Raw genomic sequence first — 21,351 nt, forward strand, 5'->3', positions numbered from 1 at the left:
TACGAGATCTTGGCGGCAACGTAGTTCAGGCCCCACGAAAAGGTCAGCCCGACCATGATGGCGGCGGCCGCCAGATCGACCGCGTCACGACGGTCGAGCGTATCTGTGGCGACGCCCACCGCCGCTAGTCCTCCGCGCTCGCGTCGTCGAAACCGAGCAAGTTCCAGCTCTGGCGCATATGCGGCGGCATCGGTGCGGTGACGTCGACAAAGCCCTTGTCGGGATGCGGGATGACGATGCGGCGCGCGTGCAGATGCAGCCGGTTCTGCATGCCGCCTGGAAAATCCCAATTGGTGTCGGCCTCGAAATATTTGGGGTCGCCGATGATCGGGCAACCGATATGGGCAGCATGGACGCGAAGCTGGTGGGTGCGCCCGGTATAGGGTTCCATCTCCAGCCAGGACAGGGTCTGCGCCGCCTGCTCGACGATGCGATAATAGGACACGGCGTGATCGGCGCCCTTTTCGCCATGCTTGGCGATGCGCACACGATCGCCGTCGGGCGTCGGTTCCTTGATCAGCCAGGTCGAGATCTTGTCCTCGCGCTTCGGCGGCACGCCCTTGACCAGCGCCCAGTAGGTTTTCTTCGTCTCACGCGCCCGGAACGCTTCGGCGAGCTTCATGGCGGCGAGCCTTGTACGAGCGACAACCAGCACACCCGACGTGTCGCGGTCGAGCCGGTGCACCAGACGCGGCTTCTCGCCCTTCTGGTTGCGCCAGGCTTCCAGCATGTCGTCGACATTGCGGGTGACGCCAGAGCCGCCTTGCACCGCCAGGCCGGCCGGCTTGTTGAAGACGAAGACCTTCGGGTCCTCATGGATTAGCATCTTGGCCAGGACATCGGCGTCGCCCTGGTTGCGGATCGAATGACCGGTGAGTGGGCTTTCACCTTTCTTGTCGACTTCGAGCGGCGGCACTCGCACCGTCTGGCCGGCTTCGACGCGGGTATCGGCCTTCACCCTGCCGCCGTCGACGCGGATCTGGCCGGAACGCAGCAGCTTCTGCAGATGACCGAAACCGAGACCGGGGAAATGGCTCTTGAACCAGCGGTCGAGCCGCATGCCCGCCTCGCCGGCGTCCACTGTGATCTGTTCAACGCCTGCCATGATTCCAATCGCCGTTTTGCAGGCATGCAACGGCATTCGCCGGTACCCGCAATCTCACTCGGTTATTCGTTGTCGGTTCCATATTGCAGAACCTGAACTTTCTCCAGCGTAATCAAACCACTTGTCATGATTGTTTCAAGCACGGGCAGGAAAGCGGCCAATTTTTCCTCGTCATCGACGATCTCGATGACGAGTGGCAGATCCTCCGATAGGCGGAGGATCTTCGTGGTGTGAAGCCGGCTGGAATGGCCGAACCCCATCGCGCCGCGCAGGACGGTCGCGCCGGCGATCTGCATTTCGCGGGCCCTCAGCACGATAACCTCATACAGCGGACGGCCATCTGCCTTGTCGTTTTCGCCGATAAATATGCGCAGCAATTGTGCCTGTGTTGGTATCTTCATTGCCTGGACCCTCTCAGCCGGTTGAGCCGAACTGCAAAGATGTGGCCAAGCCAGACGGCGGCAAGCCAGGCCACCACGGAGATCGCGATATTGAGTCCCGCCGCCACAGGCCTCCCGCCTTGCGCGAGGGTGAGTGTTTCAAGGCTGAAAGCGGAGAAGGTCGTCAGGCCGCCGCAGAAGCCGGCCATGAAGAATTGACGTTGCAGCGGACCGGCGAAGACGCGACCATCCGGTCCCGTCAATGTCGCGTAGAAGCCGATGAGGAACGAGCCAACAATGTTGACGAGGAGCGTGCCGAAGGGAAATCCAGCGCCCCACAGGGCAGTGCTCGTCGATGAGGCAAGCGCCCGCAACACACCGCCGATCATGCTGCCTGCGGCCACGGTCGCATAGAGCCGAACCGTCTGGCTCCTTCTGCGCCAGCCAATGAGGTGCGCCGCACGCCTCGCCATGCCGTCGTAGCGAAGCTTCCGCGGGCCGCTCACGGCGCCCCGCCGCCAATCAGAAGACTTCCCGCAGCAAAGCCCAGCGTCACGCCGCCGAGGCTCAGAAAAACCGAAAGCAGCACATTTCCGCCGGCGCGCCGCCATTCGCCCTCGCGCGCCAGCGCCAGCGTCTGCAGGCTGAAGGAAGAAACCGTGGTGTAGCAGCCGAGGCCGCCGGTAACGGTAAAGGCCCAGATGGCGGGCATGCCGTCGCGCGCCACCGCATGCGCAACGACACCGATTGCAAACGCTCCCGAGACGTTGACGGCCATAGTGCCCCAGGGAAAGGTCTCGCCGACCCGGCGGGCGACGAAGCCGGACAGGAAGAAGCGGGCCATTGCACCGATCGCGCCACCAAGGCAGACAAGCAACAGATGATACATCGTGCTCCCTCGCGCCGGTCACACCACGGTGTCAGGCGGCTCCGGCCTTCTTCGGCTTGCTGGAGCCGATCATCTTCCAGTTCTTGTAGAACATGGCATTGATGCGCTCGACGCTGACCGAAACGATGGCGAGAAGAGCGGCGATCAGGCCGGGGAATGGCGATGGCCGGATGATGTCCATGAACACGCAGTAGCGGCGCCCATCATATTCGTTGACCGAGCGGTGCAGCAGCGTGTCGTCGAAAATATAGAGCGGATTGTCGTGCCAGTAGTTCCTGGCGTTGTTGCACTCGACGAAAACCTCGGCCTTCACCGGGAGAAGATTGTAGAGAATGCGCAGGCTGAGCCGCAGCGGTCCGAAATGCCAGGAGGTCGATTCCTTGCCCCTGAACACCGACACGGCGATGGTCTTGATATATTTGAAATCCTTGTTGAATTCGGCGACGTTGTCGATCTTGTGCTTGCCATACCACTGGTAGACATACATGCCGCGCCGGCCGCTGCCGAAATTGGCGTCGATATCGGCGATGATCTCGTCCTTGCGCGCCTTGAAGACGTCGAGAACCTCGTTGACCTCACGCTGATAGTCCGGAGGAAACTGGTCCAGTTTCCACACACCGCGGTTTCTGTAGCACAGCAGATCGACCAGCAGATTGAAGGGCGAAAGCAGCCAGGTGAAGATGCCGTTGCCGAGAAAATAACCACTGAACAGGGCCCAGTTCTTGTTGTCATTGCGCAACACGTCGACCAGCCCGAGGACAATGAAAATTGTCGTCAGGATGGGAATGAAATAGAAGCCGAGCGCCAGCAGCGGGATCGCTATGGCGAACTTCCGAAGGGTCTTGCGAGATTTTTTTGTCATTTTTCCACGCGCCAGGCGCGATTCCGTTCTGAATATCGTCGGTACGTTTCTGGCCTGTCCGCCAGCCGAAGGCGCATCTTGATAGGGTTTTTTATCCCGCCAGACAACGGCGATCACACCACTGTGCGGTCGGCAGCTACTTTTCCCGCTCGCTGCGCAGCTTCGCCCAATAATCCAGCCGCTTCCTGATATCGCGCTCGAAGCCGCGCTCTGGCGGGTCGTAGAATGTCTGCCTTCCCATCTTCTCCGGAAAATAGTCCTGGCCGGAAAAAGCGTCGGGCTCGTCGTGGTCGTAGCGATAGCCGGCGCCGTAATCTTCCTGTTTCATCAGCTTGGTCGGCGCATTGAGAATGTGCTTGGGCGGCAGCAGCGAACCGAATTCCTTCGCTGCCTGTGTGGCGGCCTTGAACGCGGTATAGACTGCATTGGATTTCGGCGCGGTGGCTAGATAGACGGTCGCCTCGGCGAAGGCCAGTTCGCCCTCGGGCGAGCCCAGATAGTCATAGGCGTCCTTGGCGGCGTTAGCGACGACGAGCGCCTGCGGGTCGGCCAGCCCGATATCCTCCATCGCCATGCGCACCAACCGGCGCCCGAGATAAAGCGGATCTTCGCCGGCGTCGAACATGCGGGCGAGATAGTAGAGTGCCGCGTCGGGGTCGGAGCCGCGCACCGATTTGTGCAAGGCGGAGATCAAATTGTAGTGGCCGTCCTGTCCCTTGTCGTAGATCGGCGCGCGGCGCTGGACGATGCGCTGCAGGGCTTCGGCGCCGAACACCTCCTTTGATTTCGCTGCGCGCCAGACCTCTTCGGCGAGCGTCAATGCCGCGCGGCCGTCGCCGTCGCTCATGCGGATGAGCATCGCCCGCGCGTCTTCATCGAGCGGCAGCGCCCTGCCCTCTGCCTCCTCGGCCCGCGCCAGCAGCTTGGCGATACTGTCCTCGCCGAGTGAGTGAAAGACCAGCACACGCGCGCGCGACAACAGCGCGGCGTTAAGCTCGAAGGACGGATTCTCCGTGGTGGCGCCGACCAGCACGACGGTGCCGTCTTCCATCACGGGCAGAAAACTGTCCTGCTGGGCGCGGTTGAAGCGATGGATCTCGTCGACGAACAGCAGCGTCTGGCGGCCGTTCGAGCGGCGCAGCTTCGCTGCCTCGAACACTTTCTTCAGGTCGGCAACGCCGGAAAACACGGCCGAGATCTGTTCGAAGGCGAGGCTTGTCTCGCCGGCAAGCAGCCGTGCGACCGTGGTCTTGCCGGTGCCGGGCGGGCCCCAGAAGATCATCGAGCCGAGCGAGCCGGAGCCGATCAGCCGCGTCAGCGCGCCGTCGGATCCGGTCAGATGCTCCTGGCCGACGACCTCGCCGAGGTTCTTCGGACGCAGACGGTCCGCCAGCGGCCTGCCGGGCGGCGTCTTTTCCGGTTCATCGACACTGAACAGATCGGCCATGCAACTTCTTCTGCCTGGAGCCCGATCATGCTGACGTTCGGGCTCAGTAACGCAACACCTGGCGCAGTATCTGCCCGCCGCGCTCGACGGTAAAGCGCCACCAGCGCGTATCCTGCTGGGCTACCTGTTCCAGGGTCGCCGCCTTGTCGATCGTCAGGCCATTGACCTCACGCACGATGTCGCCTGGCTGGAAGCCAAAATCGGCAGCAGGCGAATCGCGGTTGATGTCGACCACGGTGACGCCTTTGACATCGGTGCGCAGACCGAGCCGTTGGGCAAGCCGTGGCGACAGTTCAGCAACCTTGGCACCGGAAAACGGGCTGCGGCCGCGCAATGTGAGTTCCGCAGCTTTGGTGCCCTCAGGCGGCCGTTCCAGGGCGATGTCCATCGTCGCCTGCTGACCCTTGCTCAGAACGCCGAAGCTGGCATTCGTACCAATCGACAGCGTCGCCATGCGGTAGTCCAGCGCCCCGACGCTCTCGACCGGCTTGCCGTTGAGCGACAGCACCACGTCGCCGGGCTTGAGCCCTGCCTTGGCCGCGGGTCCCGCCTCTTCGACCGAAGAAACCAGCGCACCGGTCGGTTTGTCGATGCCGAGCGATTCGGCAACCTGCGGCGTCACCGCCTCGAACTCGGCACCGGCATACGGCCGCTCGAAGAAGTCGAGCCCGGCCTTGGCCGCGTCGGCGAAGGCGCGAACCATGTTCGAAGGGATGGCAAAGCCGATGCCGATCGAGCCGCCGCTACGGCTATAGATCGCCGTGTTGATGCCGATCAGCTGCCCGCCCATGTTGACCAGCGCGCCACCGGAATTGCCGGGGTTGATGGCGGCGTCGGTCTGGATGAAGAAGCTGGAATCGGAGACGCCGATATGGCTGCGCGCCACCGCCGAAATGATGCCGCTGGTGGTGGTCTGGCCGACACCGAACGGATTGCCGACCGCCAGCACCAGATCGCCGACCTCGAGCGCGTCGGAATCGCCGATAGCGATCACCGGGAACGGCTTGTCAGAAGAAATCTTGAGCACGGCGAGGTCGAGCGTCTCATCCTTGAGCAGCACCTTGCTGTCGAATTCGCGCCCGTCGGCGGTCGCGACCTTGACCTGGTCAGCGTCCTTGACGACGTGGAAATTGGTGACCACGACGCCGGTCGGATCGACCAGCACCCCCGAACCGAGCGAAGACTGCGCGCGCGGCTGCGAGCGGCCGAAGAACTCCTCGAAGAACGGATCGCCGTCGAAGGGCGACGTCACCTTGGCGGTTTGCGAGGCGTAGACATTGACCACGGCCGGCGCTGTCTGCTTGACCAGCGGCGCGAAGGACAGTTGCACCTCCTCGCGGCCGAACGGCACGCGCTTGTCGGGGCCGGAAGTGGCGTTTTCGCCTTCGACGCCATGCAGCAGATCGGTCAGCACGTCGGACAGACCGGGATCTGGCTTGGCCTCGTCCGCCAGCGCGTGCCTGGCCGCCGGCACGACGGCCAACGCCATCAAGGCGCAGATCAGAACAATGGACAGCCGTTTAACGCGCATTCCGAATCCTCCAAGTCGGGCGCCATTGTCCTGACGATTGTGCAAAATGAAAGGCTAAGCCGCTGAAATCGGATTATTTTGGGTAGTCGCCGCAAAAACCGGTGACAAAACCCCTACCAGCCCTGCCCGGTACCTTCGGAAACAGAAAAAGGGGCCCGGAGGCCCCTTTTGAACTTCTCGCGAAAAACCGAGCCTTATGCGGCTGCAGCTTCCTCTTCGGTGCCTTCGGCCTCGATGCGGGCACGGTCGCCGGCGCCCTTGGCCGAGGTGTCGCGGTCGACGAACTCGATGACCGCCATTGCCGCGTTATCACCGTGGCGGAAGCCGGCCTTCATGATGCGCAGATAGCCGCCGTTGCGGGTGGCATAACGTGGCGCGATGGTATCGAACAGGCGCTTGACGACGCCTTCATTGCCGATCTGGGCAATAACCTGGCGGCGGGCGTGCAGGTCGCCGCGCTTGCCGAGCGTCACCAACTTCTCGACGATCGGACGCAAATCCTTCGCCTTCGGCAGCGTGGTGAGGATCTGCTCGTGCTCGATAAGCGACACGGCAAGGTTGGCAAACATCGACTTGCGATGGCTTATGCTGCGGGCGAACCGGCGGCCTTTAAATCCGTGGCGCATGGCTCTTCTCCTTCATTGCGGTTTCAAGAGGCCTGAGCCCCAGTTGGTTAGCCGCATGATCTTGTCCGAAAAGTCTGCAACTTTTTGCTGCGCTGACCTTCGGTTCGGGATCATGCTCAATATTGGTCTTCGTAACGCTTGGCGAGGTCTTCGATGTTTTCCGGCGGCCAGTCCGGCACTTCCATGCCGAGATGCAGGCCCATCGCCGCCAGGACTTCCTTGATCTCGTTCAGCGACTTGCGGCCGAAGTTCGGGGTGCGCAGCATCTCGGCTTCGGTCTTCTGAATCAGGTCGCCGATATAGACGATGTTGTCGTTCTTCAGGCAGTTGGCCGAACGCACCGAAAGCTCGAGCTCGTCGACCTTCTTGAGCAGCGCCGGGTTGAAGGCAAGCTCGGTAACCTGTTCGGCGGCGACTTCCTTCTGCGGCTCGTCGAAATTGACGAACAGGCCGAGCTGGTCCTGCAGGATGCGAGCGGCGAAGGCCACCGCGTCCTCGCCCGAAATCGAACCGTCGGTCTCGATGGTCATGGTCAGCTTGTCATAGTCGAGAACCTGGCCCTCGCGGGTGTTCTCGACCTTGTAGGAGACCTTCTTGACCGGCGAATACAGGCTGTCGACGGGGATCAGCCCGATCGGCGCGTCCTCGGCGCGGTTACGGTCGGCCGGGACATAGCCCTTGCCGGTATCGACGGTGAATTCCATGCGGATTTCGGCGCCTTCGTCCAGCGTGCAGATGACGTGGTCGGGATTGAGTATCTCGACGTCGCCGACCGTCTGGATGTCGCCGGCGAGAACCGCGCCCGGTCCCTGCTTGCGGACGACCATGCGCTTGGGGCCGTCGCCTTCCATGCGGATGGCGATTTCCTTGATGTTCAAAACGATGTCGGTCACGTCCTCGCGGACGCCGGCGATGGACGAGAATTCATGCAGAACGCCGTCGATCTGCACGGCGGTTACAGCCGCGCCACGCAGCGAAGACAGAAGCACCCGGCGCAGCGCGTTGCCGAGGGTGAGGCCGAAGCCGCGCTCGAGCGGCTCGGCGACCAGCGTGGTCAGCGTCTTCTTCTTCGACGAGAACTCGATCTTGTTCGGCTTGATCAGTTCTTGCCAATTTTTCTGGATCATAGTGCTTTCCTTCCGTTGTCCCGCCACCATCCAATCGTGGCGGGCGACCTGGAATGCCGTGGAGGAGCGCCCTTGAGGCGCTCGCGCGGCGTTCGGTAAATTCTTTAGACGCGGCGCTTCTTGCGCGGGCGGCAGCCATTGTGCGGGATCGGCGTCACATCACGGATCGAGGTGATGGTGAAGCCGGCAGCCTGCAGCGCGCGCAGCGCCGATTCACGACCGGAGCCGGGTCCACAGACCTCGACCTCGAGCATGCGCATGCCGTGTTCCTGGGCCTTCTTGGCAACATCTTCTGCGGCCATCTGGGCAGCGAACGGGGTCGACTTGCGCGATCCCTTGAAGCCCTGGGCTCCGGCCGACGACCAGGCAATCGAGTTACCCTGCGCGTCGGTGATGGTGATCATCGTGTTGTTGAAGGTCGAATTGACGTGGGCAACGCCCGACGAGATGTTCTTGCGTTCGCGACGGCGAACACGAGCGGCTTCCTTGGCCATGATGGTCCTTTCAGTTGATCTCTACACCGCCGTAATGCCAGCGGCTCCACCAGGGAGAAGGCAGTAGGGGAATATGGCAGTAGGGCAGTATGTCTGCCGTTCCTATTGCCTTACTGCCCTACTCCCTTACTGCCCTAAATTACTTCTTCTTTCCGGCAATCGACTTAGCCGGGCCCTTGCGGGTGCGCGCATTGGTATGCGTGCGCTGACCACGAACCGGCAGCGAGCGGCGGTGACGCAGGCCGCGGTAGCAGCCGAGGTCCATGAGTCGCTTGATGTTCATCGACACTTCGCGGCGCAGATCGCCCTCGACCTGATAGTCGCGGTCGATGGTCTCGCGGATCTGCAGCACTTCCGCGTCGGTCAGCTGGTTGACGCGACGCTCGGCCGGGATGCCGACCTTGTCGACGATCTCCTGGGCGAACTTCTTGCCAATGCCGTGAATGTATTGAAGCGCGATGACGACGCGCTTGTTGGTCGGAATATTGACGCCGGCTATACGAGCCATGTTCTTCTCTTCTCCATATAGGCCGGACGAGCCGGCGCTTCAAGTTGCCCCGCGTCCGGTGGAGGCCGGCCCTTGCGGGAGTTTCCAGTTCAAAGCGGCCTGCCTTGCCCTTGCGGACAAGCAAGCCTCATGCCTGATAGGAAGACGGGCCGCCATACCCCAGCGGACCGCTCCAGTCAAGCGCAATCGTTCGATTCTCTAGCCGGCCGCCTGGCCAACTTTCCGGGTCGTCGCCCTGAGCACCGCCTCGATCTGCTGCGTCACCGCATCGATGTCGGCCATGCCATCGACGCCCCTGAGCTTGCCCTTGGCGTAGTAGTAGCCGATCAGCGGCGAGGTTTTCTTGTAATATTCCCTCAAGCGTTCCTCGAACACCGCTGGGCTGTCGTCCTTGCGCACCGGCAGGCCTGCGGCCTTGGCGTCTTCGGCGCGCTTGACGATTCGGCCAACCAGCGCCTTGTCATCGACGACAAATTCGATGACAGCATCGAGCTCCAGTCCGCGATCCGACAGCATTTCCTCAACGGCGTCCGCTTGCACCAGGGTTCGCGGGTACCCGTCAAGGATGAAGCCGTTTGCGCAATCAGCTTGATCGATGCGCTCGGCCACGATGGCGTTGACGATAGCGTCGGACACCAGTTCGCCAGCGTCCATCACCGCCTTGGCGCGCTTGCCGACTTCGGTGCCAGCCTGGACAGCAGCACGCAGCATGTCCCCCGTGGAAAGCTGTGGGATGCCGTGTCGATCTACCAGTCTTAGTGCTTGTGTCCCCTTGCCCGCCCCCGGCGGTCCAAGCAATATCAACCTCATCTGGCCTTTTTCCCCCCGCGCAGCTTCGACTTCTTGATCAGGCCCTCATACTGGTGCGCGATCAGGTGACCCTGAATCTGCGCCACCGTATCGAGCGTTACACTGACCACGATCAGGAGCGAAGTGCCACCAAGGTAGAACGGTACGCCAGTCGCTGAAATCAGGAACTCGGGCAGCAGACACACCAGCACCAGATAAATGGCGCCGACGACGGTGATGCGGGTGAGCACATAGTCAATATAGTCCGCAGTGCGCTCGCCCGGACGATAGCCCGGGATGAAGCCCGAATGCTTCTTGAGCTGGTCGGCGGTGTCCTTCGGATTGAAGACGATCGCCGTATAGAAGAAGGCGAAGAACACGATCATCGCCGCGTAGAAGGCCATATAGAGCGGCTGGCCGTGGCCGAGCGCCGCCAGGATGGTGCTGGCCCATGCAGGCATATTGGTGGTCTGCGAGAAGCCGGCAACCGTTGCCGGAAGCAGCAGCAGCGACGAGGCGAAGATCGGCGGAATGACGCCGGAGGTGTTAAGCTTCAGCGGCAGATGCGAGGTATCGCCCTGGAACATGCGATTGCCGACCTGGCGCTTGGGATACTGGATCAGCAGGCGGCGCTGGGCGCGCTCGAAGAAGACGATCAGCGCTATGACGATGATGGCCAGCACGATGATCGCCAGGATCAGGCCGGTCGACAAGGCGCCGGTGCGGCCAAGCTCCAGCGTGCCGGAGATGGCGCGCGGCAGGCCGGCGACGATGCCGGAGAAGATGATCAGCGAAATGCCGTTGCCGATGCCGCGAGCAGTGATCTGCTCGCCAAGCCACATCAGGAACATGGTGCCGCCGACCAGCGTGACGACGGTAGAGATGCGGAAGAACATGCCGGGATCGTTGACGATGCCGTTGCCGCCCTCAAGCCCGACCGAAATGCCGTACGCCTGAACCAGCGCCAGAAGCACGGTGCCGTAGCGCGTGTACTGGTTGATGATCTTGCGGCCCTGCTCGCCTTCCTTCTTCAGCGCTTCCAGCGACGGAATGACCGAGGTCATCAGCTGCATGATGATGGAGGCCGAGATATAGGGCATGATGCCGAGGGCAAAGATCGCCATGCGCTGCACGGCGCCGCCGGCGAACATGTTGAACATGCCGAGCACGCCCTTGCTCTGCGACGAGAAGGCCTGGGCGAAAGCATCGGGATTGATGCCGGGCAGCGGAATATAGGTGCCAAGGCGGTAGACGAGCAGCGCACCGATGGTGAACCAGATGCGCTTCTTCAGATCCTCGGCTTTGGCGAAGGCCGAAAAATTCAGATTCGAGGCCAGTTGTTCAGCAGCCGAAGCCATGCCTGATTCTCCGCTTGGTCACGCTCGATGCCCGCAGCTCAGGCGGCGCGTGTCACCGAAGCTCACGAGATAAGCTCCGGACTGCAAACATGCAAGCGGCCGCGTTGATGCGGCCGCCACATCTGTCGGATCAAAGCACGACCGCAGGCAAAACCGAATTCCACCTTTGCCGACCGTGCTTCAAATTGCCGTTACTCGGCGGCTGCCTGCTCAGGCAACTTCACCGAGCCGCCGGCCTTTTCGATCTTCTCGACCGCGGCCTTGGAAGCACCGGCAACGTCGAAGGCAAGCTTGGCCTTGATGTCGCCATCCGAAAGGATGCGCACGCCGTCCTTGACGCGACGGATGACACCTGCCGCAACCAGCGCCTCGGCCGTTACAACTGTCTTAGCGTCGAGCTTCTTGGCATCGAGCGCCGCCTGGATGCGGGCCAGCGACACGACGGTGAAGCTCTTGGCGAAGATATTGTTGAAGCCGCGCTTCGGTAGGCGGCGGTAGAGCGGCATCTGGCCACCCTCGAAGCCGTTGACGGCGACGCCGGAGCGCGCCTTCTGGCCCTTGACGCCGCGACCGGCGGTCTTGCCCGAACCGGAACCGATGCCACGGCCGAGACGCTTCTTGGAGTGCGTCGCGCCGTCCTTGTCACGCAGATCATTGAGTTTCATCTGGGTTCTCCTGCGCTCTGGCTCAGCCCTCGTCCACGACGCGGACGAGATGCTGGACGGCAGCGATCATGCCGCGCACCGAGGGCGTATCCTCCAGCGTGCGCTGCTTGTGCATCTTGTTGAGGCCGAGGCCGACCAGCGTTGCGCGCTGCTCCTTCGGCCGGCGGATCGGCGAACCGATCTGCTCGACGGTGATGGTCTTGGTTGCTTTCTTGGCCATGGTCAGATCCCTGGTCAGCGTCGACTATTCTTCAGCCGCAACGGCGGTGCCGCGGCGGGCCTGAAGGGTCGAATACTTGATGCCGCGCGCGGCAGCCACATCCTTCGGATGCATCTGGCTCTTCAGCGCGTCGAAAGTGGCGCGAACCATGTTGTAGGGGTTCGAAGAACCCATCGACTTGGCGACCACGTCATGCATGCCGAGCGTCTCGAAAACGGCGCGCATCGGGCCGCCGGCGATGATGCCGGTACCTTGCTTGGCGGCGCGCAGCAGAACGCGTCCCGCGCCCCAGCGTCCCTCGACGTCGTGGTGCAGCGTGCGGCCTGAGCGCAGCGGCACGAAGATCATGTCGCGCTTGGCCGATTCGGTCGCCTTGCGGATCGCCTCCGGCACTTCGCGCGCCTTGCCGTGGCCGAAGCCGACGCGGCCCTTCTGGTCGCCGACGACGACAAGTGCCGCAAAGCCGAAGCGCCGGCCGCCCTTGACGACTTTGGCGACACGGTTGATGTGGACGAGCTTGTCGACCATGCCGTCGTCGCGCTCTTCGCGATCACGGCCGCGGCCGCCATCCCTACGTTCCTGTGCCATATCCTGTTCCTTGTTTTTTTCCGGAAGCACGGTTGATGATGATATCCGGCACCTCTGCGGGTCGCCGGGGGCGAAAACTCTTTTTTCCTTCGCATGATCTTATCCGAAAAGTCTGCAACTTTTTGCTGCGCTGACCTTCGGTTCGGGATCATGCTCTAGAAGCTCAGACCACCTTCACGGGCAGCCTCGGCCAGCGCCTTGACGCGGCCGTGGTAGATATAGGCGCCGCGGTCGAAGACGACTTCCTTGACGCCGGCCTTCGAGGCGCGTTCGGCGATCAGCTTTCCGATGGCAGCTGCAGCCGCGGTGTCGGCGCCGGTCTTGAGCGAGCCCTTGAGCTCCTTCTCGAGCGTCGAAGCAGCCGCGATGGTGTGGCCCTTGGCGTCGTCGATCACCTGGACATAGATGTTCTTCGACGTGCGATGGACCGACAAGCGCGGACGATCGCCGGCAACCTTCTTGATCTGGCGGCGGACGCGCTGGGCGCGGCGTTGGGTGGATTCTTTCGAGCCCATGATATCAGTTCCTTGCCTTCAAAAACGGGGGCAACCATATGCGGTAGGACGAGCCTCCCGCGACCGCTCCCCGCGGCGTTAAAATTACTTCTTCTTGCCTTCCTTGCGGACGATCTTCTCGCCAGCATAGCGAACGCCCTTGCCCTTGTAGGGCTCGGGGCTGCGATACTCGCGGATCTCGGCGGCGACCTGGCCGACCTGCTGCTTGTCGATGCCGGTCACCGTGATTTCCGTCGGCTTCGGCACCGAAATCGTCACGCCCTGCGGCGTCTCGTAGACGACGTCATGGCTGAAGCCGAGCGCCAGCTGCAGGTTCTTGCCTTGCATGGCGGCACGATAGCCGACGCCGGTGATCTCGAGCTTCTTTTCGAAGCCGTCCTTGACGCCCTGCAGGATGTTGACGATCTGCGTGCGTGACATGCCCCACTTGGAACGGGCAGTCTTGGTCTGGTCGCGCGGCTGGACAGCGATCTCGCTGCCTTCCATCTTGACCAGCACTTCGTCGTTCACCACGAACTTCAGCTCGCCCTTCGGACCCTTCGCCGTCACGGTCTGGCCGTTGACGGTCGCGGTCACGCCCTGCGGCAGCGAAACGGGTTTCTTTCCAATACGAGACATTTTGTTGTCCTCGTCACTTCTCTTGTTTCAGGTCTCGGCTTTCGGGACTAGATCCCGAAAACCTGTTTCCAACCGGGTCACATACCAGATCAGAAGATCTGGCAGAGGATTTCCCCGCCGACATTCTGTTCACGCGCTTCGTGGTCGGCCATCACGCCCTTCGGCGTCGAAAGGATGGCGATGCCGAGGCCGTTGGCGACGTGCGGTATCGACTTGGCCGAAACGTAGACGCGGCGGCCGGGCTTCGAGACCCGAGCGATTTCGCGCACCACCGGCGCACCATCGAAATACTTCAGCTCGATCTCGATTTCGGACTTGCCGTTGTCGAAGTCGGTCTGGCTGTAGTCGCGGATATAGCCTTCCGCCTTCAGCACGTCGAGGACGCGGGTACGCAGGCGCGAGGCCGGCGTCGAAACGCTCGACTTCTTGCGGCCATACGCGTTGCGGATGCGGGTCAGCATATCGCCGAGAGGATCGCTCAATGACATGTTATGTCCTCCTTACCAGCTCGACTTGACCAGGCCCGGGATCTGGCCGTTATTGCCGAGATCACGAAGCGCGATACGCGATACTTTGAGCTTGCGATAATAGGCACGCGGACGTCCGGTGACTTCGCAGCGGTTGCGGATGCGGGTCTTGGCCGAGTTGCGCGGCAGCGCCGAAAGCTTCAGCTGGGCGCGGAAGCGCTCTTCCATCGGCTTGGACTGATCCATGATGATCGCCTTGAGCACCTTGCGCTTGGCAGCGAACTGGTCCGCAAGCTTGCGGCGCCTGTTGTTCTTCTCGACTGAGCTGGTCTTTGCCATGTCAGATTTTCCTTTTCTCGCTGCCGTTACTGGCGGAAGGGGAAGTTGAAGGCCTTGAGCAATGCCCTGGCTTCGTCGTCCGTCTTCGCAGTCGTACAAACGATGAGGTCCATGCCCCAGATCTGATCAACCTTGTCGTAGTTGATCTCCGGAAACACGATGTGTTCCTTGATGCCCATGGCATAGTTGCCACGGCCATCGAAGCTCTTCGGATTAAGTCCGCGAAAGTCGCGGACGCGCGGCAGTGCGATGTTCACGAGGCGGTCGAGGAACTCGTACATGCGTTCCTTGCGCAGCGTGACCTTGGCACCGATCGGCATCTTCTCGCGGACCTTGAAGCCGGCGATCGAGTTGCGGGCGCGGGTGACAACGGCCTTCTGGCCGGCGATCATCGCAAGGTCTTCCGCCGCGATCGAAGGCTTCTTCGAATCGCCAGTCGCCTCGCCGACGCCCATGTTCAGCACGATCTTGTCGATGCGCGGAACCTGCATCTCGTTCTCGTAGCCGAACTGCTCCTGCAGCGCCTTGCGGATGGTCTCGTTGTAGACCTGCTTGAGGCGCGGCGTGTTCTGGGCAGTTGCCTGCTTGGTTTGAGCCTTAGCCATTGATGACTTCTCCCGAGCGCTTGGCGACGCGCACCTTCTTGCCGTCCTTCTGGAAGATGAAGCCGACGCGGGTCGGCTTGCCATCCTTGGGGTCGGCCAGCGCGATGTTCGACAGCTGGATCGGCGCTTCCTTGGTGATGATCCCGCCCTCTTGGGACTGGGACTGCTTCTGGTGACGACGGATCAGGTTGACGCCGCGCACCAGCGCGGTGTCATCCTTCGGCTGTACCGAAAGGACTTCGCCCGAACGGCCCTTGTCCTTGCCGGCCAGCACGACGACCTTGTCGCCTTTTCTAATCTTTTGCATTGGTCCGGCTCCTTACAGCACTTCAGGCGCGAGCGAGATGATCTTCATGTGGTTCTTGGCGCGGAGTTCGCGCGGAACCGGTCCGAAGATACGCGTGCCGATCGGCTCTTTCTTGTTGTCGACGAGAACGGCTGCGTTCTTGTCGAAACGGATCACGCTGCCGTCCGGGCGGCGGATGTCCTTGGCCGTGCGAACCACGACCGCCTTCATCACATCGCCCTTCTTGACGCGGCCGCGCGGGATGGCTTCCTTGATCGACACCACGATGATGTCGCCCACGGAAGCGTATTTCCGCTTCGAGCCGCCCAGCACCTTGATGCACATGACACGACGGGCGCCGGAATTATCCGCGACGTCGAGGTTTGTTTGCATCTGAATCATGACTGGCCGCCTTCTTCTTTTCTAACGGGACGGGTTTCTCACCCCTCCCCGGTCTGTCCAAAATTCGTTTCGTTAGCCCTGATCAGGCCTGGTCCGAAGACACCACGACCCAGCGCTTGTCCTTGGAAATCGGCTTCGATTCCTGGATGAACACTTGATCGCCGACCTTGTGGGCGTTGTTCTCGTCGTGCGCCTTGTACTTCTTGGTCATGCGCACGGTCTTCTTCATCACGGGATGCGTGAAGCGCCGTTCGACCTTGACGACAACCGTCTTCTCGTTCTTGTCGCTGACGACGGTGCCCTGCAGAATGCGCTTTGGCATGGTTTTCGTCCTTAAGCCTTCTTGGCCGCGGACTTTTCCGCAGCGATGGTCTTGATACGCGCAATGTCCTTGCGGACCTGCCTCACGCGCGCGGTCTTCTCAAGCTGGCCGGTGGCCTTCTGGAAGCGCAGGTTGAACTGCTCCTTCTTCAGGCTGGCCAGGTCGTCGGTCAGCTGGTCCTGGGTCTTGGTCCGGATGTCTTCGGCTTTCATGATCAGCCCGTCCTTATTCTGCGATGCGCTGTACGAAGCGCGTCCTGACCGAGAGCTTGGCCGCGCCGAGACGCAGCGCCTCACGGGCGGTTTCCTCGTTGACGCCGTCGATCTCGAACATGATGCGGCCCGGCTTGACGCGTGCCGCCCAGTAGTCGACCGCGCCCTTGCCCTTACCCATACGGACTTCGGTCGGCTTCGACGTCACCGGCACGTCCGGGAAGATACGGATCCACACGCGGCCGGCACGCTTCATCTCGCGGGTGATCGCGCGGCGGGCCGCCTCGATCTCACGCGCGGTGACGCGGTTCGGCTCAAGCGCCTTCAGCCCGAAACCACCGAAATCCAGGTTGGTGCCGCCCTTGGCGGTACCGTGGATGCGGCCCTTGAACTGCTTGCGGAACTTTGTGCGCTTTGGCTGCAGCATCGTTCTAACTCCAAATTCCTAAATGTCTTACGCGTTTTCGCGACGGCGACCGCGTTCGCGCTCACCACCACCGCCATGCGCATGATCGCCCTCGGTGGCGCGGCGCTCCGAAGCCATCGGGTCGTGCTCGAGGATCTCGCCCTTGAACACCCAGACCTTGACGCCGCAGATGCCGTAGGCCGTATTCGCCTCGGCCGTGCCGTAGTCGACGTCGGCACGCAGCGTATGCAGCGGCACGCGGCCTTCACGATACCATTCCATGCGCGCGATCTCGGCGCCGCCGAGACGGCCGGCGCAGTTGATGCGGATGCCTTCGGCACCGAGGCGCATCGCCGACTGCACGGCGCGCTTCATGGCGCGGCGGAACGCGATGCGGCGCTCGAGCTGCTGGGCGATCGACTGGGCGACCAAGGTCGCGTCGATCTCCGGCTTGCGCACTTCGACGATGTTCAGATGCGTCTCGGACTTGGTCATCTCCATCAGCTTCTTGCGAAGCTTCTCGATGTCGGCGCCCTTCTTGCCGATGATCAGGCCCGGACGCGCCGCATGGATGGTGACGCGGCACTTCTTGTGCGGACGCTCGATCACGACCTTCGAGATCGCAGCCTGCTTGAGTTCCTTCTCAAGATATTTGCGGATCTTGATGTCCTCGTGCAGCAGCTTGCCGTACTCGCCGGTGTTCGCGAACCAGCGCGAATCCCAGGTGCGGTTGATGCCGAGACGCAGACCGATCGGATTGACTTTCTGGCCCATTATGCGGCCTCCCCTTTTTCTTCGACTTCACGAACGACGATCGTGAGGTGCGAGAACGGCTTCTCGATACGGCTGGCGCGACCACGGCCACGGGCATGGAACCGCTTCATGACGATCGACTTGCCGACATAGGCTTCCGCCACGATCAGCGCATCGACGTCGAGGTCGTGGTTGTTTTCCGCGTTGGCGATCGCCGATTCCAGCGTCTTCTTGACCGTGCCGGAAATCCGCTTGGCCGAGAATTCGAGGTCGGAAAGCGCTGTCGCGACCTTCTTGCCGCGGATCAACGCGGCAACCAGGTTCAGCTTCTGCGGGCTGATACGGATCGTGCGCAACACGGCGCGCGCTTCGTTGTCAGCAAGCCTGCGCGGAGCTTTGGCCTTGCCCATGATTATTTCCTCTTCGCCTTCTTATCCGCGCCGTGACCGTAATAGGTCCGGGTCGGAGCGAATTCACCGAACTTGTGACCGACCATGTCCTCGTTCACCGAGACGGGAACGTGCTTCTGGCCGTTGTAGACACCGAAGGTGAAGCCGACGAACTGCGGCAGGATGGTGGAGCGACGGCTCCACATCTTGATCACCTCATTGCGACCACCTTCACGAACCTTGTCCACCTTCTTCAGAAGGTAGCCGTCGATGAAGGGGCCTTTCCAAATCGAACGAGTCACTTGGCGTTACCTCTTCTTAGCTCTTGCGCTGATGGCGCGAGCGCAGGATGAACTTGTCGGTCGCCTTGTTGGACCGCGTCTTCTTGCCCTTGGTCGGCTTGCCCCAGGGCGAAACCGGATGGCGGCCACCCGAGGTGCGGCCTTCGCCGCCGCCATGTGGATGGTCGACCGGGTTCATGGTCACGCCGCGATTGTGCGGACGTTTGCCGCGCCACACGGTGCGGCCTGCCTTGCCGTCATTGATGTTGCCGTGGTCCGGGTTAGACACGGCGCCGACAGTGGCCATGCAGGAGCCGTGGACGACACGCTGCTCGCCCGAATTGAGGCGCAGGATCGCCATGCCCTGGTCGCGGCCGACGAGCTGGCCATAACCGCCGGCCGAACGGGCGACCTGAGCGCCCTTGCCGGGCTTCAGCTCGATATTGTGGACGATCGTGCCGACCGGCATCGAAGCCAGCGGCATCGCGTTGCCCGGCTTCACGTCGACCGATTCACCGGCCACGATCTTGTCGCCGGGAGCCAGACGCTGCGGGGCGATGATGTAGGACAGCTCGCCATCGTCATACTTGATCAGCGCGATGAAGGCGGTGCGGTTCGGATCGTACTCGATACGCTCGACCGTGCCGACGACGTCGAACTTGCGGCGCTTGAAGTCGATGATACGGTAGGTGCGCTTGTGACCGCCGCCGATGAAGCGGGCCGTGATGCGGCCGTAATTGTTGCGGCCGCCCGACTTGGTCAGGCCTTCGGTCAGGCCCTTGACGGGCTTGCCCTTGTAGAGGCCCGAGCGGTCGACGATGACCAGCTGACGGGTGCTCGGCGTTACCGGGTTGAATTTTTTCAGTGCCATTGTTCTGTCCTCGCGACCTTGCTCAGAGACCCGTCGCGACGTCGATCGACTGGCCTTCGGCCAGCGTCACAACCGCCTTCTTGACGTCGCTCTGGCGGCCGATCGTGCCGCGGAAGCGCTTGATCTTGCCCTTGCGGACAAGCGTGTTCACGGCCATCACCTTGACGCCGAACAGCGCTTCGACGGCGGCCTTGATTTCCGGCTTCGACGCCTTCTTGGCGACATTGAAGACGACCTGGTTCTGCTCGGAAGCCATGGTCGACTTTTCGGTGATCGCCGGCGAGACGATCACGTCGTAATGACGAAGGTCGGTCATTTGAAGCGCTCCTCGAGAGCCTCGACGGCGGCCTTGGAAAGGACCAGCGTGCCGCGGCGCAGAATGTCGTAGACGTTGATGCCCTGGATGGGCAGCACGTCGATGTTCGGGATGTTGGTCGCCGCCAGCTTGAAATTCTTGTCAAGCTCGGCGCCGCCGATCACCAGGGCGTTGCTCAGGCCCAGCGTCGCGAAATTCGCGATCAGTGCCTTGGTCTTGGCCTCGGTCAGCTTCAGCTCGTCGATGATGATGATCGACGCGCTCTTGGCCTTGGCCGAAAGCGCATGCTTGAGGCCGAGCGCGCGCACCTTCTTCGGCAGATCGTGCTCATGGCTGCGCACGACCGGGCCGTGGGCCTTGCCGCCGCCGCGGAACTGCGGAGCGCGAGCCGAATGGTGACGGGCGCGGCCGGTACCCTTCTGCTTGTACATCTTGGCGCCGGTGCGGGCGATTTCCGCGCGACCCTTGGCCTTGTGGGTGCCCTGCTGCTTCTTGGCAAGCTGCCAGCGCACGACGCGCTGCAGGATGTCCTCGCGCGGATCAAGGCCAAAAATCTCTTCGGAGAGCTTCAGCTTGCCGGCGTCCTTGCCGCCAAGCGTTGTAATCTTGAGGTCCATTATTCCGCTCCCTCTGTGGCCGGGGCCTCGTTCGTGGCGGCACCGTCAGTCGCAAGGGCGCGGATCGCGGCGGGCTTCGGCGCATTGGCCGGAAGCGCCACCTTGGCCGCGTCGCGGACCAGGATCCATGCACCCTTCGAACCCGGGACCGCACCGCGGATCAGGATCAGGCCGCGATCGGCGTCGGTCGAGACGACCTCGACATTCTGCGTGGTGACGCGGGTGTCGCCCATGTGGCCGGCCATATGCTTGCCCTTGAACACCTTGCCCGGATCCTGGCGCTGGCCGGTCGAGCCGTGTGTACGGTGCGACACCGAGTTGCCGTGCGTCGCGCGGCCGCCACCCATGTGGTGCCGCTTGATGACGCCCTGGAAGCCCTTGCCGATCGTGGTCCCCGTCACATCGACCTTCTGGCCGACGACGAAGTGCTCGACGGTGATCTCGGCGCCAACATCGATCATGTTGTCGGCGGAGACGCGGAACTCGGCAACCTTGGCCTTGGGCTCGACGGAAGCGGTCGCGAAATGGCCGCGCATCGCCTTCGACGTGTTCTTCACCTTGGCAAGGCCAACGCCGAGCTGGACGGCGGTATAGCCGTTCTTCTCCTGCGTGCGCTGCGCCACGACCTGGCAGTTCTCCATCTGGAGAACAGTGACGGGAACATGTTCCCCGGCATCGTTGTAGATGCGGGTCATTCCCACCTTCTTTGCAATCACACCTGAACGCATCGGTTCAATTCCTTTAGAGTTCCCTGTCGGGGCTGTCGCCCCTCCACGCCTCTTGTTCCTTCAGAGTTCCGGGTCGCCCCGCTGACCTCTGGTTCCTTAGAGCTTGATCTCGACGTCGACACCGGCGGCCAGGTCGAGCTTCATCAAAGCATCGACCGTCTGCGGGGTCGGGTCGACGATGTCGAGCAGACGCTTGTGCGTGCGCATCTCGAACTGCTCGCGGCTCTTCTTGTCGACGTGAGGCGACCGGTTGACCGTGAACTTTTCGATCCGCGTCGGCAGCGGAATGGGGCCGCGGACGTTGGCGCCGGTGCGCTTGGCGGTCGACACGATTTCCCGTGTCGAGGCGTCGAGCACCCGGTGATCAAACGCCTTCAGGCGGATGCGGATATTCTGTCCGTTCATGCGTCACTTCCTTGTTCTGGCGCGGCGCGGGCAGCGCCCGCGACAGATCGGTTTAAGTCCAAATTACTCTTTGATGGTGACGACGATGCCGGCACCGACGGTGCGGCCGCCTTCACGGATGGCGAAGCGCAGCTTCTCTTCCATTGCGATCGGCACGATCAGCTCGACATCGACGGTGATGTTGTCGCCCGGCATCACCATCTCGGTGCCTTCCGGCAGCGACACGATGC

35 protein-coding genes and 1 pseudogene are annotated in these 21,351 nt (G+C 62.2%); all 36 read right to left on the reverse strand.

Annotated features, from left to right (window positions below; all coding sequences use genetic code 11):
• A pseudogene (locus NKI16_RS32060) lies at positions 1 to 119 on the reverse strand (EamA/RhaT family transporter); the annotation flags it as partial.
• Positions 120 to 124: 5 nt separating this feature from the next.
• Positions 125 to 1,105: an RluA family pseudouridine synthase gene (locus NKI16_RS32065; RefSeq protein ID WP_352458558.1), complete on the reverse strand. Its 981-nt coding sequence runs from the start codon at positions 1,103 to 1,105 to the stop codon at positions 125 to 127.
• Positions 1,106 to 1,167: 62 nt separating this feature from the next.
• Complete coding sequence (locus tag NKI16_RS32070) at positions 1,168 to 1,506, reverse strand: DUF190 domain-containing protein (protein ID WP_254817158.1); 339 nt, start codon at positions 1,504 to 1,506, stop codon at positions 1,168 to 1,170.
• Entirely contained in the window at positions 1,503 to 1,958 is a 456-nt protein-coding gene (gene crcB / locus NKI16_RS32075) for a fluoride efflux transporter CrcB (protein WP_352625308.1), read from the reverse strand. The genes NKI16_RS32070 and crcB (NKI16_RS32075) overlap by 4 nt, the downstream gene beginning before the upstream one ends.
• A gap of 29 nt (positions 1,959 to 1,987) precedes the next feature.
• The gene (gene crcB / locus NKI16_RS32080) at positions 1,988 to 2,374 is read right to left on the reverse strand and encodes a fluoride efflux transporter CrcB (protein ID WP_352593858.1); all 387 of its coding nucleotides are present in this window, start codon (positions 2,372 to 2,374) and stop codon (positions 1,988 to 1,990) included.
• Between the two features lie 31 nt (positions 2,375 to 2,405).
• Positions 2,406 to 3,236, reverse strand: coding sequence for an aspartyl/asparaginyl beta-hydroxylase domain-containing protein (locus tag NKI16_RS32085; RefSeq protein ID WP_023675124.1), 831 nt, complete (start codon positions 3,234 to 3,236; stop codon positions 2,406 to 2,408).
• A 136-nt stretch (positions 3,237 to 3,372) separates the two neighbouring features.
• Positions 3,373 to 4,683, reverse strand: a complete 1,311-nt coding sequence (locus NKI16_RS32090; protein WP_352451042.1) for a replication-associated recombination protein A — start codon at positions 4,681 to 4,683, stop codon at positions 3,373 to 3,375.
• Positions 4,684 to 4,726: 43 nt separating this feature from the next.
• The gene (locus NKI16_RS32095; protein WP_352625305.1) at positions 4,727 to 6,214 is read right to left on the reverse strand and encodes a DegQ family serine endoprotease; all 1,488 of its coding nucleotides are present in this window, start codon (positions 6,212 to 6,214) and stop codon (positions 4,727 to 4,729) included.
• A gap of 194 nt (positions 6,215 to 6,408) precedes the next feature.
• Positions 6,409 to 6,840, reverse strand: coding sequence for a 50S ribosomal protein L17 (gene rplQ, locus NKI16_RS32100; protein ID WP_023675127.1), 432 nt, complete (start codon positions 6,838 to 6,840; stop codon positions 6,409 to 6,411).
• Between the two features lie 116 nt (positions 6,841 to 6,956).
• Positions 6,957 to 7,967 carry a DNA-directed RNA polymerase subunit alpha gene (locus NKI16_RS32105; protein ID WP_023675128.1) on the reverse strand — a complete coding sequence of 337 codons (1,011 nt, stop codon included), beginning with the start codon at positions 7,965 to 7,967 and terminating at the stop codon, positions 6,957 to 6,959.
• Positions 7,968 to 8,071: 104 nt separating this feature from the next.
• Entirely contained in the window at positions 8,072 to 8,461 is a 390-nt protein-coding gene (rpsK, locus tag NKI16_RS32110) for a 30S ribosomal protein S11 (protein WP_006205444.1), read from the reverse strand.
• Positions 8,462 to 8,600: 139 nt separating this feature from the next.
• The gene (rpsM, locus tag NKI16_RS32115) at positions 8,601 to 8,969 is read right to left on the reverse strand and encodes a 30S ribosomal protein S13 (RefSeq protein WP_006205445.1); all 369 of its coding nucleotides are present in this window, start codon (positions 8,967 to 8,969) and stop codon (positions 8,601 to 8,603) included.
• A gap of 198 nt (positions 8,970 to 9,167) precedes the next feature.
• Entirely contained in the window at positions 9,168 to 9,779 is a 612-nt protein-coding gene (locus tag NKI16_RS32120; RefSeq protein WP_023675129.1) for an adenylate kinase, read from the reverse strand.
• On the reverse strand, positions 9,776 to 11,116 hold the full coding sequence (gene secY / locus NKI16_RS32125) for a preprotein translocase subunit SecY (protein WP_023675130.1): 1,341 nt from the start codon (positions 11,114 to 11,116) through the stop codon (positions 9,776 to 9,778). The genes NKI16_RS32120 and secY overlap by 4 nt, the downstream gene beginning before the upstream one ends.
• A 191-nt stretch (positions 11,117 to 11,307) precedes the next feature.
• Complete coding sequence (rplO, locus tag NKI16_RS32130) at positions 11,308 to 11,781, reverse strand: 50S ribosomal protein L15 (protein ID WP_352451045.1); 474 nt, start codon at positions 11,779 to 11,781, stop codon at positions 11,308 to 11,310.
• Between the two features lie 22 nt (positions 11,782 to 11,803).
• Positions 11,804 to 12,001 carry a 50S ribosomal protein L30 gene (gene rpmD / locus NKI16_RS32135; protein WP_006205449.1) on the reverse strand — a complete coding sequence of 66 codons (198 nt, stop codon included), beginning with the start codon at positions 11,999 to 12,001 and terminating at the stop codon, positions 11,804 to 11,806.
• 24 nt (positions 12,002 to 12,025) lie between these two features.
• Positions 12,026 to 12,589, reverse strand: coding sequence for a 30S ribosomal protein S5 (gene rpsE, locus NKI16_RS32140; protein ID WP_006333394.1), 564 nt, complete (start codon positions 12,587 to 12,589; stop codon positions 12,026 to 12,028).
• 155 nt (positions 12,590 to 12,744) lie between these two features.
• Entirely contained in the window at positions 12,745 to 13,104 is a 360-nt protein-coding gene (rplR, locus tag NKI16_RS32145; protein ID WP_023675132.1) for a 50S ribosomal protein L18, read from the reverse strand.
• 84 nt (positions 13,105 to 13,188) lie between these two features.
• A complete protein-coding gene (rplF, locus tag NKI16_RS32150) occupies positions 13,189 to 13,722 on the reverse strand; it encodes a 50S ribosomal protein L6 (RefSeq protein ID WP_023675133.1) in 534 nt (177 codons plus the stop codon).
• A gap of 89 nt (positions 13,723 to 13,811) precedes the next feature.
• Complete coding sequence (gene rpsH / locus NKI16_RS32155) at positions 13,812 to 14,210, reverse strand: 30S ribosomal protein S8 (protein WP_006205453.1); 399 nt, start codon at positions 14,208 to 14,210, stop codon at positions 13,812 to 13,814.
• Between the two features lie 12 nt (positions 14,211 to 14,222).
• Entirely contained in the window at positions 14,223 to 14,528 is a 306-nt protein-coding gene (gene rpsN / locus NKI16_RS32160) for a 30S ribosomal protein S14 (RefSeq protein ID WP_023675134.1), read from the reverse strand.
• 26 nt (positions 14,529 to 14,554) lie between these two features.
• A complete protein-coding gene (rplE, locus tag NKI16_RS32165) occupies positions 14,555 to 15,133 on the reverse strand; it encodes a 50S ribosomal protein L5 (RefSeq protein WP_352924491.1) in 579 nt (192 codons plus the stop codon).
• The gene (gene rplX, locus NKI16_RS32170; protein ID WP_254817150.1) at positions 15,126 to 15,440 is read right to left on the reverse strand and encodes a 50S ribosomal protein L24; all 315 of its coding nucleotides are present in this window, start codon (positions 15,438 to 15,440) and stop codon (positions 15,126 to 15,128) included. The genes rplE and rplX overlap by 8 nt, the downstream gene beginning before the upstream one ends.
• Before the next feature lie 12 nt (positions 15,441 to 15,452).
• Positions 15,453 to 15,821: a 50S ribosomal protein L14 gene (gene rplN / locus NKI16_RS32175; protein ID WP_006205457.1), complete on the reverse strand. Its 369-nt coding sequence runs from the start codon at positions 15,819 to 15,821 to the stop codon at positions 15,453 to 15,455.
• Positions 15,822 to 15,903: 82 nt separating this feature from the next.
• Positions 15,904 to 16,143 carry a 30S ribosomal protein S17 gene (gene rpsQ, locus NKI16_RS32180; protein WP_023675136.1) on the reverse strand — a complete coding sequence of 80 codons (240 nt, stop codon included), beginning with the start codon at positions 16,141 to 16,143 and terminating at the stop codon, positions 15,904 to 15,906.
• Between the two features lie 11 nt (positions 16,144 to 16,154).
• On the reverse strand, positions 16,155 to 16,355 hold the full coding sequence (rpmC, locus tag NKI16_RS32185; RefSeq protein ID WP_006205459.1) for a 50S ribosomal protein L29: 201 nt from the start codon (positions 16,353 to 16,355) through the stop codon (positions 16,155 to 16,157).
• Between the two features lie 13 nt (positions 16,356 to 16,368).
• Positions 16,369 to 16,782 carry a 50S ribosomal protein L16 gene (rplP, locus tag NKI16_RS32190; protein WP_006205460.1) on the reverse strand — a complete coding sequence of 138 codons (414 nt, stop codon included), beginning with the start codon at positions 16,780 to 16,782 and terminating at the stop codon, positions 16,369 to 16,371.
• Between the two features lie 27 nt (positions 16,783 to 16,809).
• A complete protein-coding gene (gene rpsC, locus NKI16_RS32195; RefSeq protein ID WP_023675137.1) occupies positions 16,810 to 17,535 on the reverse strand; it encodes a 30S ribosomal protein S3 in 726 nt (241 codons plus the stop codon).
• Positions 17,535 to 17,924 carry a 50S ribosomal protein L22 gene (gene rplV / locus NKI16_RS32200; protein WP_006205462.1) on the reverse strand — a complete coding sequence of 130 codons (390 nt, stop codon included), beginning with the start codon at positions 17,922 to 17,924 and terminating at the stop codon, positions 17,535 to 17,537. The genes rpsC and rplV overlap by 1 nt, the downstream gene beginning before the upstream one ends.
• Positions 17,925 to 17,926: 2 nt before the next feature.
• A complete protein-coding gene (rpsS, locus tag NKI16_RS32205; protein ID WP_006205463.1) occupies positions 17,927 to 18,205 on the reverse strand; it encodes a 30S ribosomal protein S19 in 279 nt (92 codons plus the stop codon).
• Positions 18,206 to 18,221: 16 nt separating this feature from the next.
• Positions 18,222 to 19,055, reverse strand: coding sequence for a 50S ribosomal protein L2 (gene rplB, locus NKI16_RS32210; protein ID WP_023675138.1), 834 nt, complete (start codon positions 19,053 to 19,055; stop codon positions 18,222 to 18,224).
• A 22-nt stretch (positions 19,056 to 19,077) separates the two neighbouring features.
• Positions 19,078 to 19,371 carry a 50S ribosomal protein L23 gene (locus NKI16_RS32215; RefSeq protein ID WP_023675139.1) on the reverse strand — a complete coding sequence of 98 codons (294 nt, stop codon included), beginning with the start codon at positions 19,369 to 19,371 and terminating at the stop codon, positions 19,078 to 19,080.
• Entirely contained in the window at positions 19,368 to 19,988 is a 621-nt protein-coding gene (rplD, locus tag NKI16_RS32220; RefSeq protein WP_023675140.1) for a 50S ribosomal protein L4, read from the reverse strand. Before rplD ends, NKI16_RS32215 begins: the two co-directional genes overlap by 4 nt.
• Complete coding sequence (gene rplC / locus NKI16_RS32225; protein WP_352451050.1) at positions 19,988 to 20,716, reverse strand: 50S ribosomal protein L3; 729 nt, start codon at positions 20,714 to 20,716, stop codon at positions 19,988 to 19,990. The genes rplD and rplC overlap by 1 nt, the downstream gene beginning before the upstream one ends.
• Before the next feature lie 96 nt (positions 20,717 to 20,812).
• The gene (gene rpsJ / locus NKI16_RS32230) at positions 20,813 to 21,121 is read right to left on the reverse strand and encodes a 30S ribosomal protein S10 (RefSeq protein ID WP_006205468.1); all 309 of its coding nucleotides are present in this window, start codon (positions 21,119 to 21,121) and stop codon (positions 20,813 to 20,815) included.
• A gap of 63 nt (positions 21,122 to 21,184) precedes the next feature.
• A partial coding sequence (locus NKI16_RS32235) for an EF-Tu C-terminal domain-related protein (RefSeq protein WP_477327769.1) occupies positions 21,185 to 21,351 on the reverse strand: 167 nt, incomplete at its 5' end.

This window comes from Mesorhizobium sp. M0698, assembly GCF_040320455.1.
Classification (GTDB): Bacteria; Pseudomonadota; Alphaproteobacteria; order Rhizobiales; family Rhizobiaceae; genus Mesorhizobium.

Coding starts and splice junctions, on each gene's coding strand:
- NKI16_RS32065 (WP_352458558.1), bottom strand. CDS start 1,105: ATGGCAGGCGTTGAACAGATCACAGTGGACGCCGGCGAGGCGGGCATG.
- NKI16_RS32070 (WP_254817158.1), bottom strand. CDS start 1,506: ATGAAGATACCAACACAGGCACAATTGCTGCGCATATTTATCGGCGAA.
- crcB (WP_352625308.1), bottom strand. CDS start 1,958: ATGGCGAGGCGTGCGGCGCACCTCATTGGCTGGCGCAGAAGGAGCCAG.
- crcB (WP_352593858.1), bottom strand. CDS start 2,374: ATGTATCATCTGTTGCTTGTCTGCCTTGGTGGCGCGATCGGTGCAATG.
- NKI16_RS32085 (WP_023675124.1), bottom strand. CDS start 3,236: ATGACAAAAAAATCTCGCAAGACCCTTCGGAAGTTCGCCATAGCGATC.
- NKI16_RS32090 (WP_352451042.1), bottom strand. CDS start 4,683: ATGGCCGATCTGTTCAGTGTCGATGAACCGGAAAAGACGCCGCCCGGC.
- NKI16_RS32095 (WP_352625305.1), bottom strand. CDS start 6,214: ATGCGCGTTAAACGGCTGTCCATTGTTCTGATCTGCGCCTTGATGGCG.
- rplQ (WP_023675127.1), bottom strand. CDS start 6,840: ATGCGCCACGGATTTAAAGGCCGCCGGTTCGCCCGCAGCATAAGCCAT.
- NKI16_RS32105 (WP_023675128.1), bottom strand. CDS start 7,967: ATGATCCAGAAAAATTGGCAAGAACTGATCAAGCCGAACAAGATCGAG.
- rpsK (WP_006205444.1), bottom strand. CDS start 8,461: ATGGCCAAGGAAGCCGCTCGTGTTCGCCGTCGCGAACGCAAGAACATC.
- rpsM (WP_006205445.1), bottom strand. CDS start 8,969: ATGGCTCGTATAGCCGGCGTCAATATTCCGACCAACAAGCGCGTCGTC.
- NKI16_RS32120 (WP_023675129.1), bottom strand. CDS start 9,779: ATGAGGTTGATATTGCTTGGACCGCCGGGGGCGGGCAAGGGGACACAA.
- secY (WP_023675130.1), bottom strand. CDS start 11,116: ATGGCTTCGGCTGCTGAACAACTGGCCTCGAATCTGAATTTTTCGGCC.
- rplO (WP_352451045.1), bottom strand. CDS start 11,781: ATGAAACTCAATGATCTGCGTGACAAGGACGGCGCGACGCACTCCAAG.
- rpmD (WP_006205449.1), bottom strand. CDS start 12,001: ATGGCCAAGAAAGCAACCAAGACCATCACCGTCGAGCAGATCGGTTCG.
- rpsE (WP_006333394.1), bottom strand. CDS start 12,589: ATGGCACAGGAACGTAGGGATGGCGGCCGCGGCCGTGATCGCGAAGAG.
- rplR (WP_023675132.1), bottom strand. CDS start 13,104: ATGGGCTCGAAAGAATCCACCCAACGCCGCGCCCAGCGCGTCCGCCGC.
- rplF (WP_023675133.1), bottom strand. CDS start 13,722: ATGTCTCGTATTGGAAAGAAACCCGTTTCGCTGCCGCAGGGCGTGACC.
- rpsH (WP_006205453.1), bottom strand. CDS start 14,210: ATGTCATTGAGCGATCCTCTCGGCGATATGCTGACCCGCATCCGCAAC.
- rpsN (WP_023675134.1), bottom strand. CDS start 14,528: ATGGCAAAGACCAGCTCAGTCGAGAAGAACAACAGGCGCCGCAAGCTT.
- rplE (WP_352924491.1), bottom strand. CDS start 15,133: ATGGCTAAGGCTCAAACCAAGCAGGCAACTGCCCAGAACACGCCGCGC.
- rplX (WP_254817150.1), bottom strand. CDS start 15,440: ATGCAAAAGATTAGAAAAGGCGACAAGGTCGTCGTGCTGGCCGGCAAG.
- rplN (WP_006205457.1), bottom strand. CDS start 15,821: ATGATTCAGATGCAAACAAACCTCGACGTCGCGGATAATTCCGGCGCC.
- rpsQ (WP_023675136.1), bottom strand. CDS start 16,143: ATGCCAAAGCGCATTCTGCAGGGCACCGTCGTCAGCGACAAGAACGAG.
- rpmC (WP_006205459.1), bottom strand. CDS start 16,355: ATGAAAGCCGAAGACATCCGGACCAAGACCCAGGACCAGCTGACCGAC.
- rplP (WP_006205460.1), bottom strand. CDS start 16,782: ATGCTGCAGCCAAAGCGCACAAAGTTCCGCAAGCAGTTCAAGGGCCGC.
- rpsC (WP_023675137.1), bottom strand. CDS start 17,535: ATGGGCCAGAAAGTCAATCCGATCGGTCTGCGTCTCGGCATCAACCGC.
- rplV (WP_006205462.1), bottom strand. CDS start 17,924: ATGGGCAAGGCCAAAGCTCCGCGCAGGCTTGCTGACAACGAAGCGCGC.
- rplB (WP_023675138.1), bottom strand. CDS start 19,055: ATGGCACTGAAAAAATTCAACCCGGTAACGCCGAGCACCCGTCAGCTG.
- NKI16_RS32215 (WP_023675139.1), bottom strand. CDS start 19,371: ATGACCGACCTTCGTCATTACGACGTGATCGTCTCGCCGGCGATCACC.
- rplD (WP_023675140.1), bottom strand. CDS start 19,988: ATGGACCTCAAGATTACAACGCTTGGCGGCAAGGACGCCGGCAAGCTG.
- rplC (WP_352451050.1), bottom strand. CDS start 20,716: ATGCGTTCAGGTGTGATTGCAAAGAAGGTGGGAATGACCCGCATCTAC.
- rpsJ (WP_006205468.1), bottom strand. CDS start 21,121: ATGAACGGACAGAATATCCGCATCCGCCTGAAGGCGTTTGATCACCGG.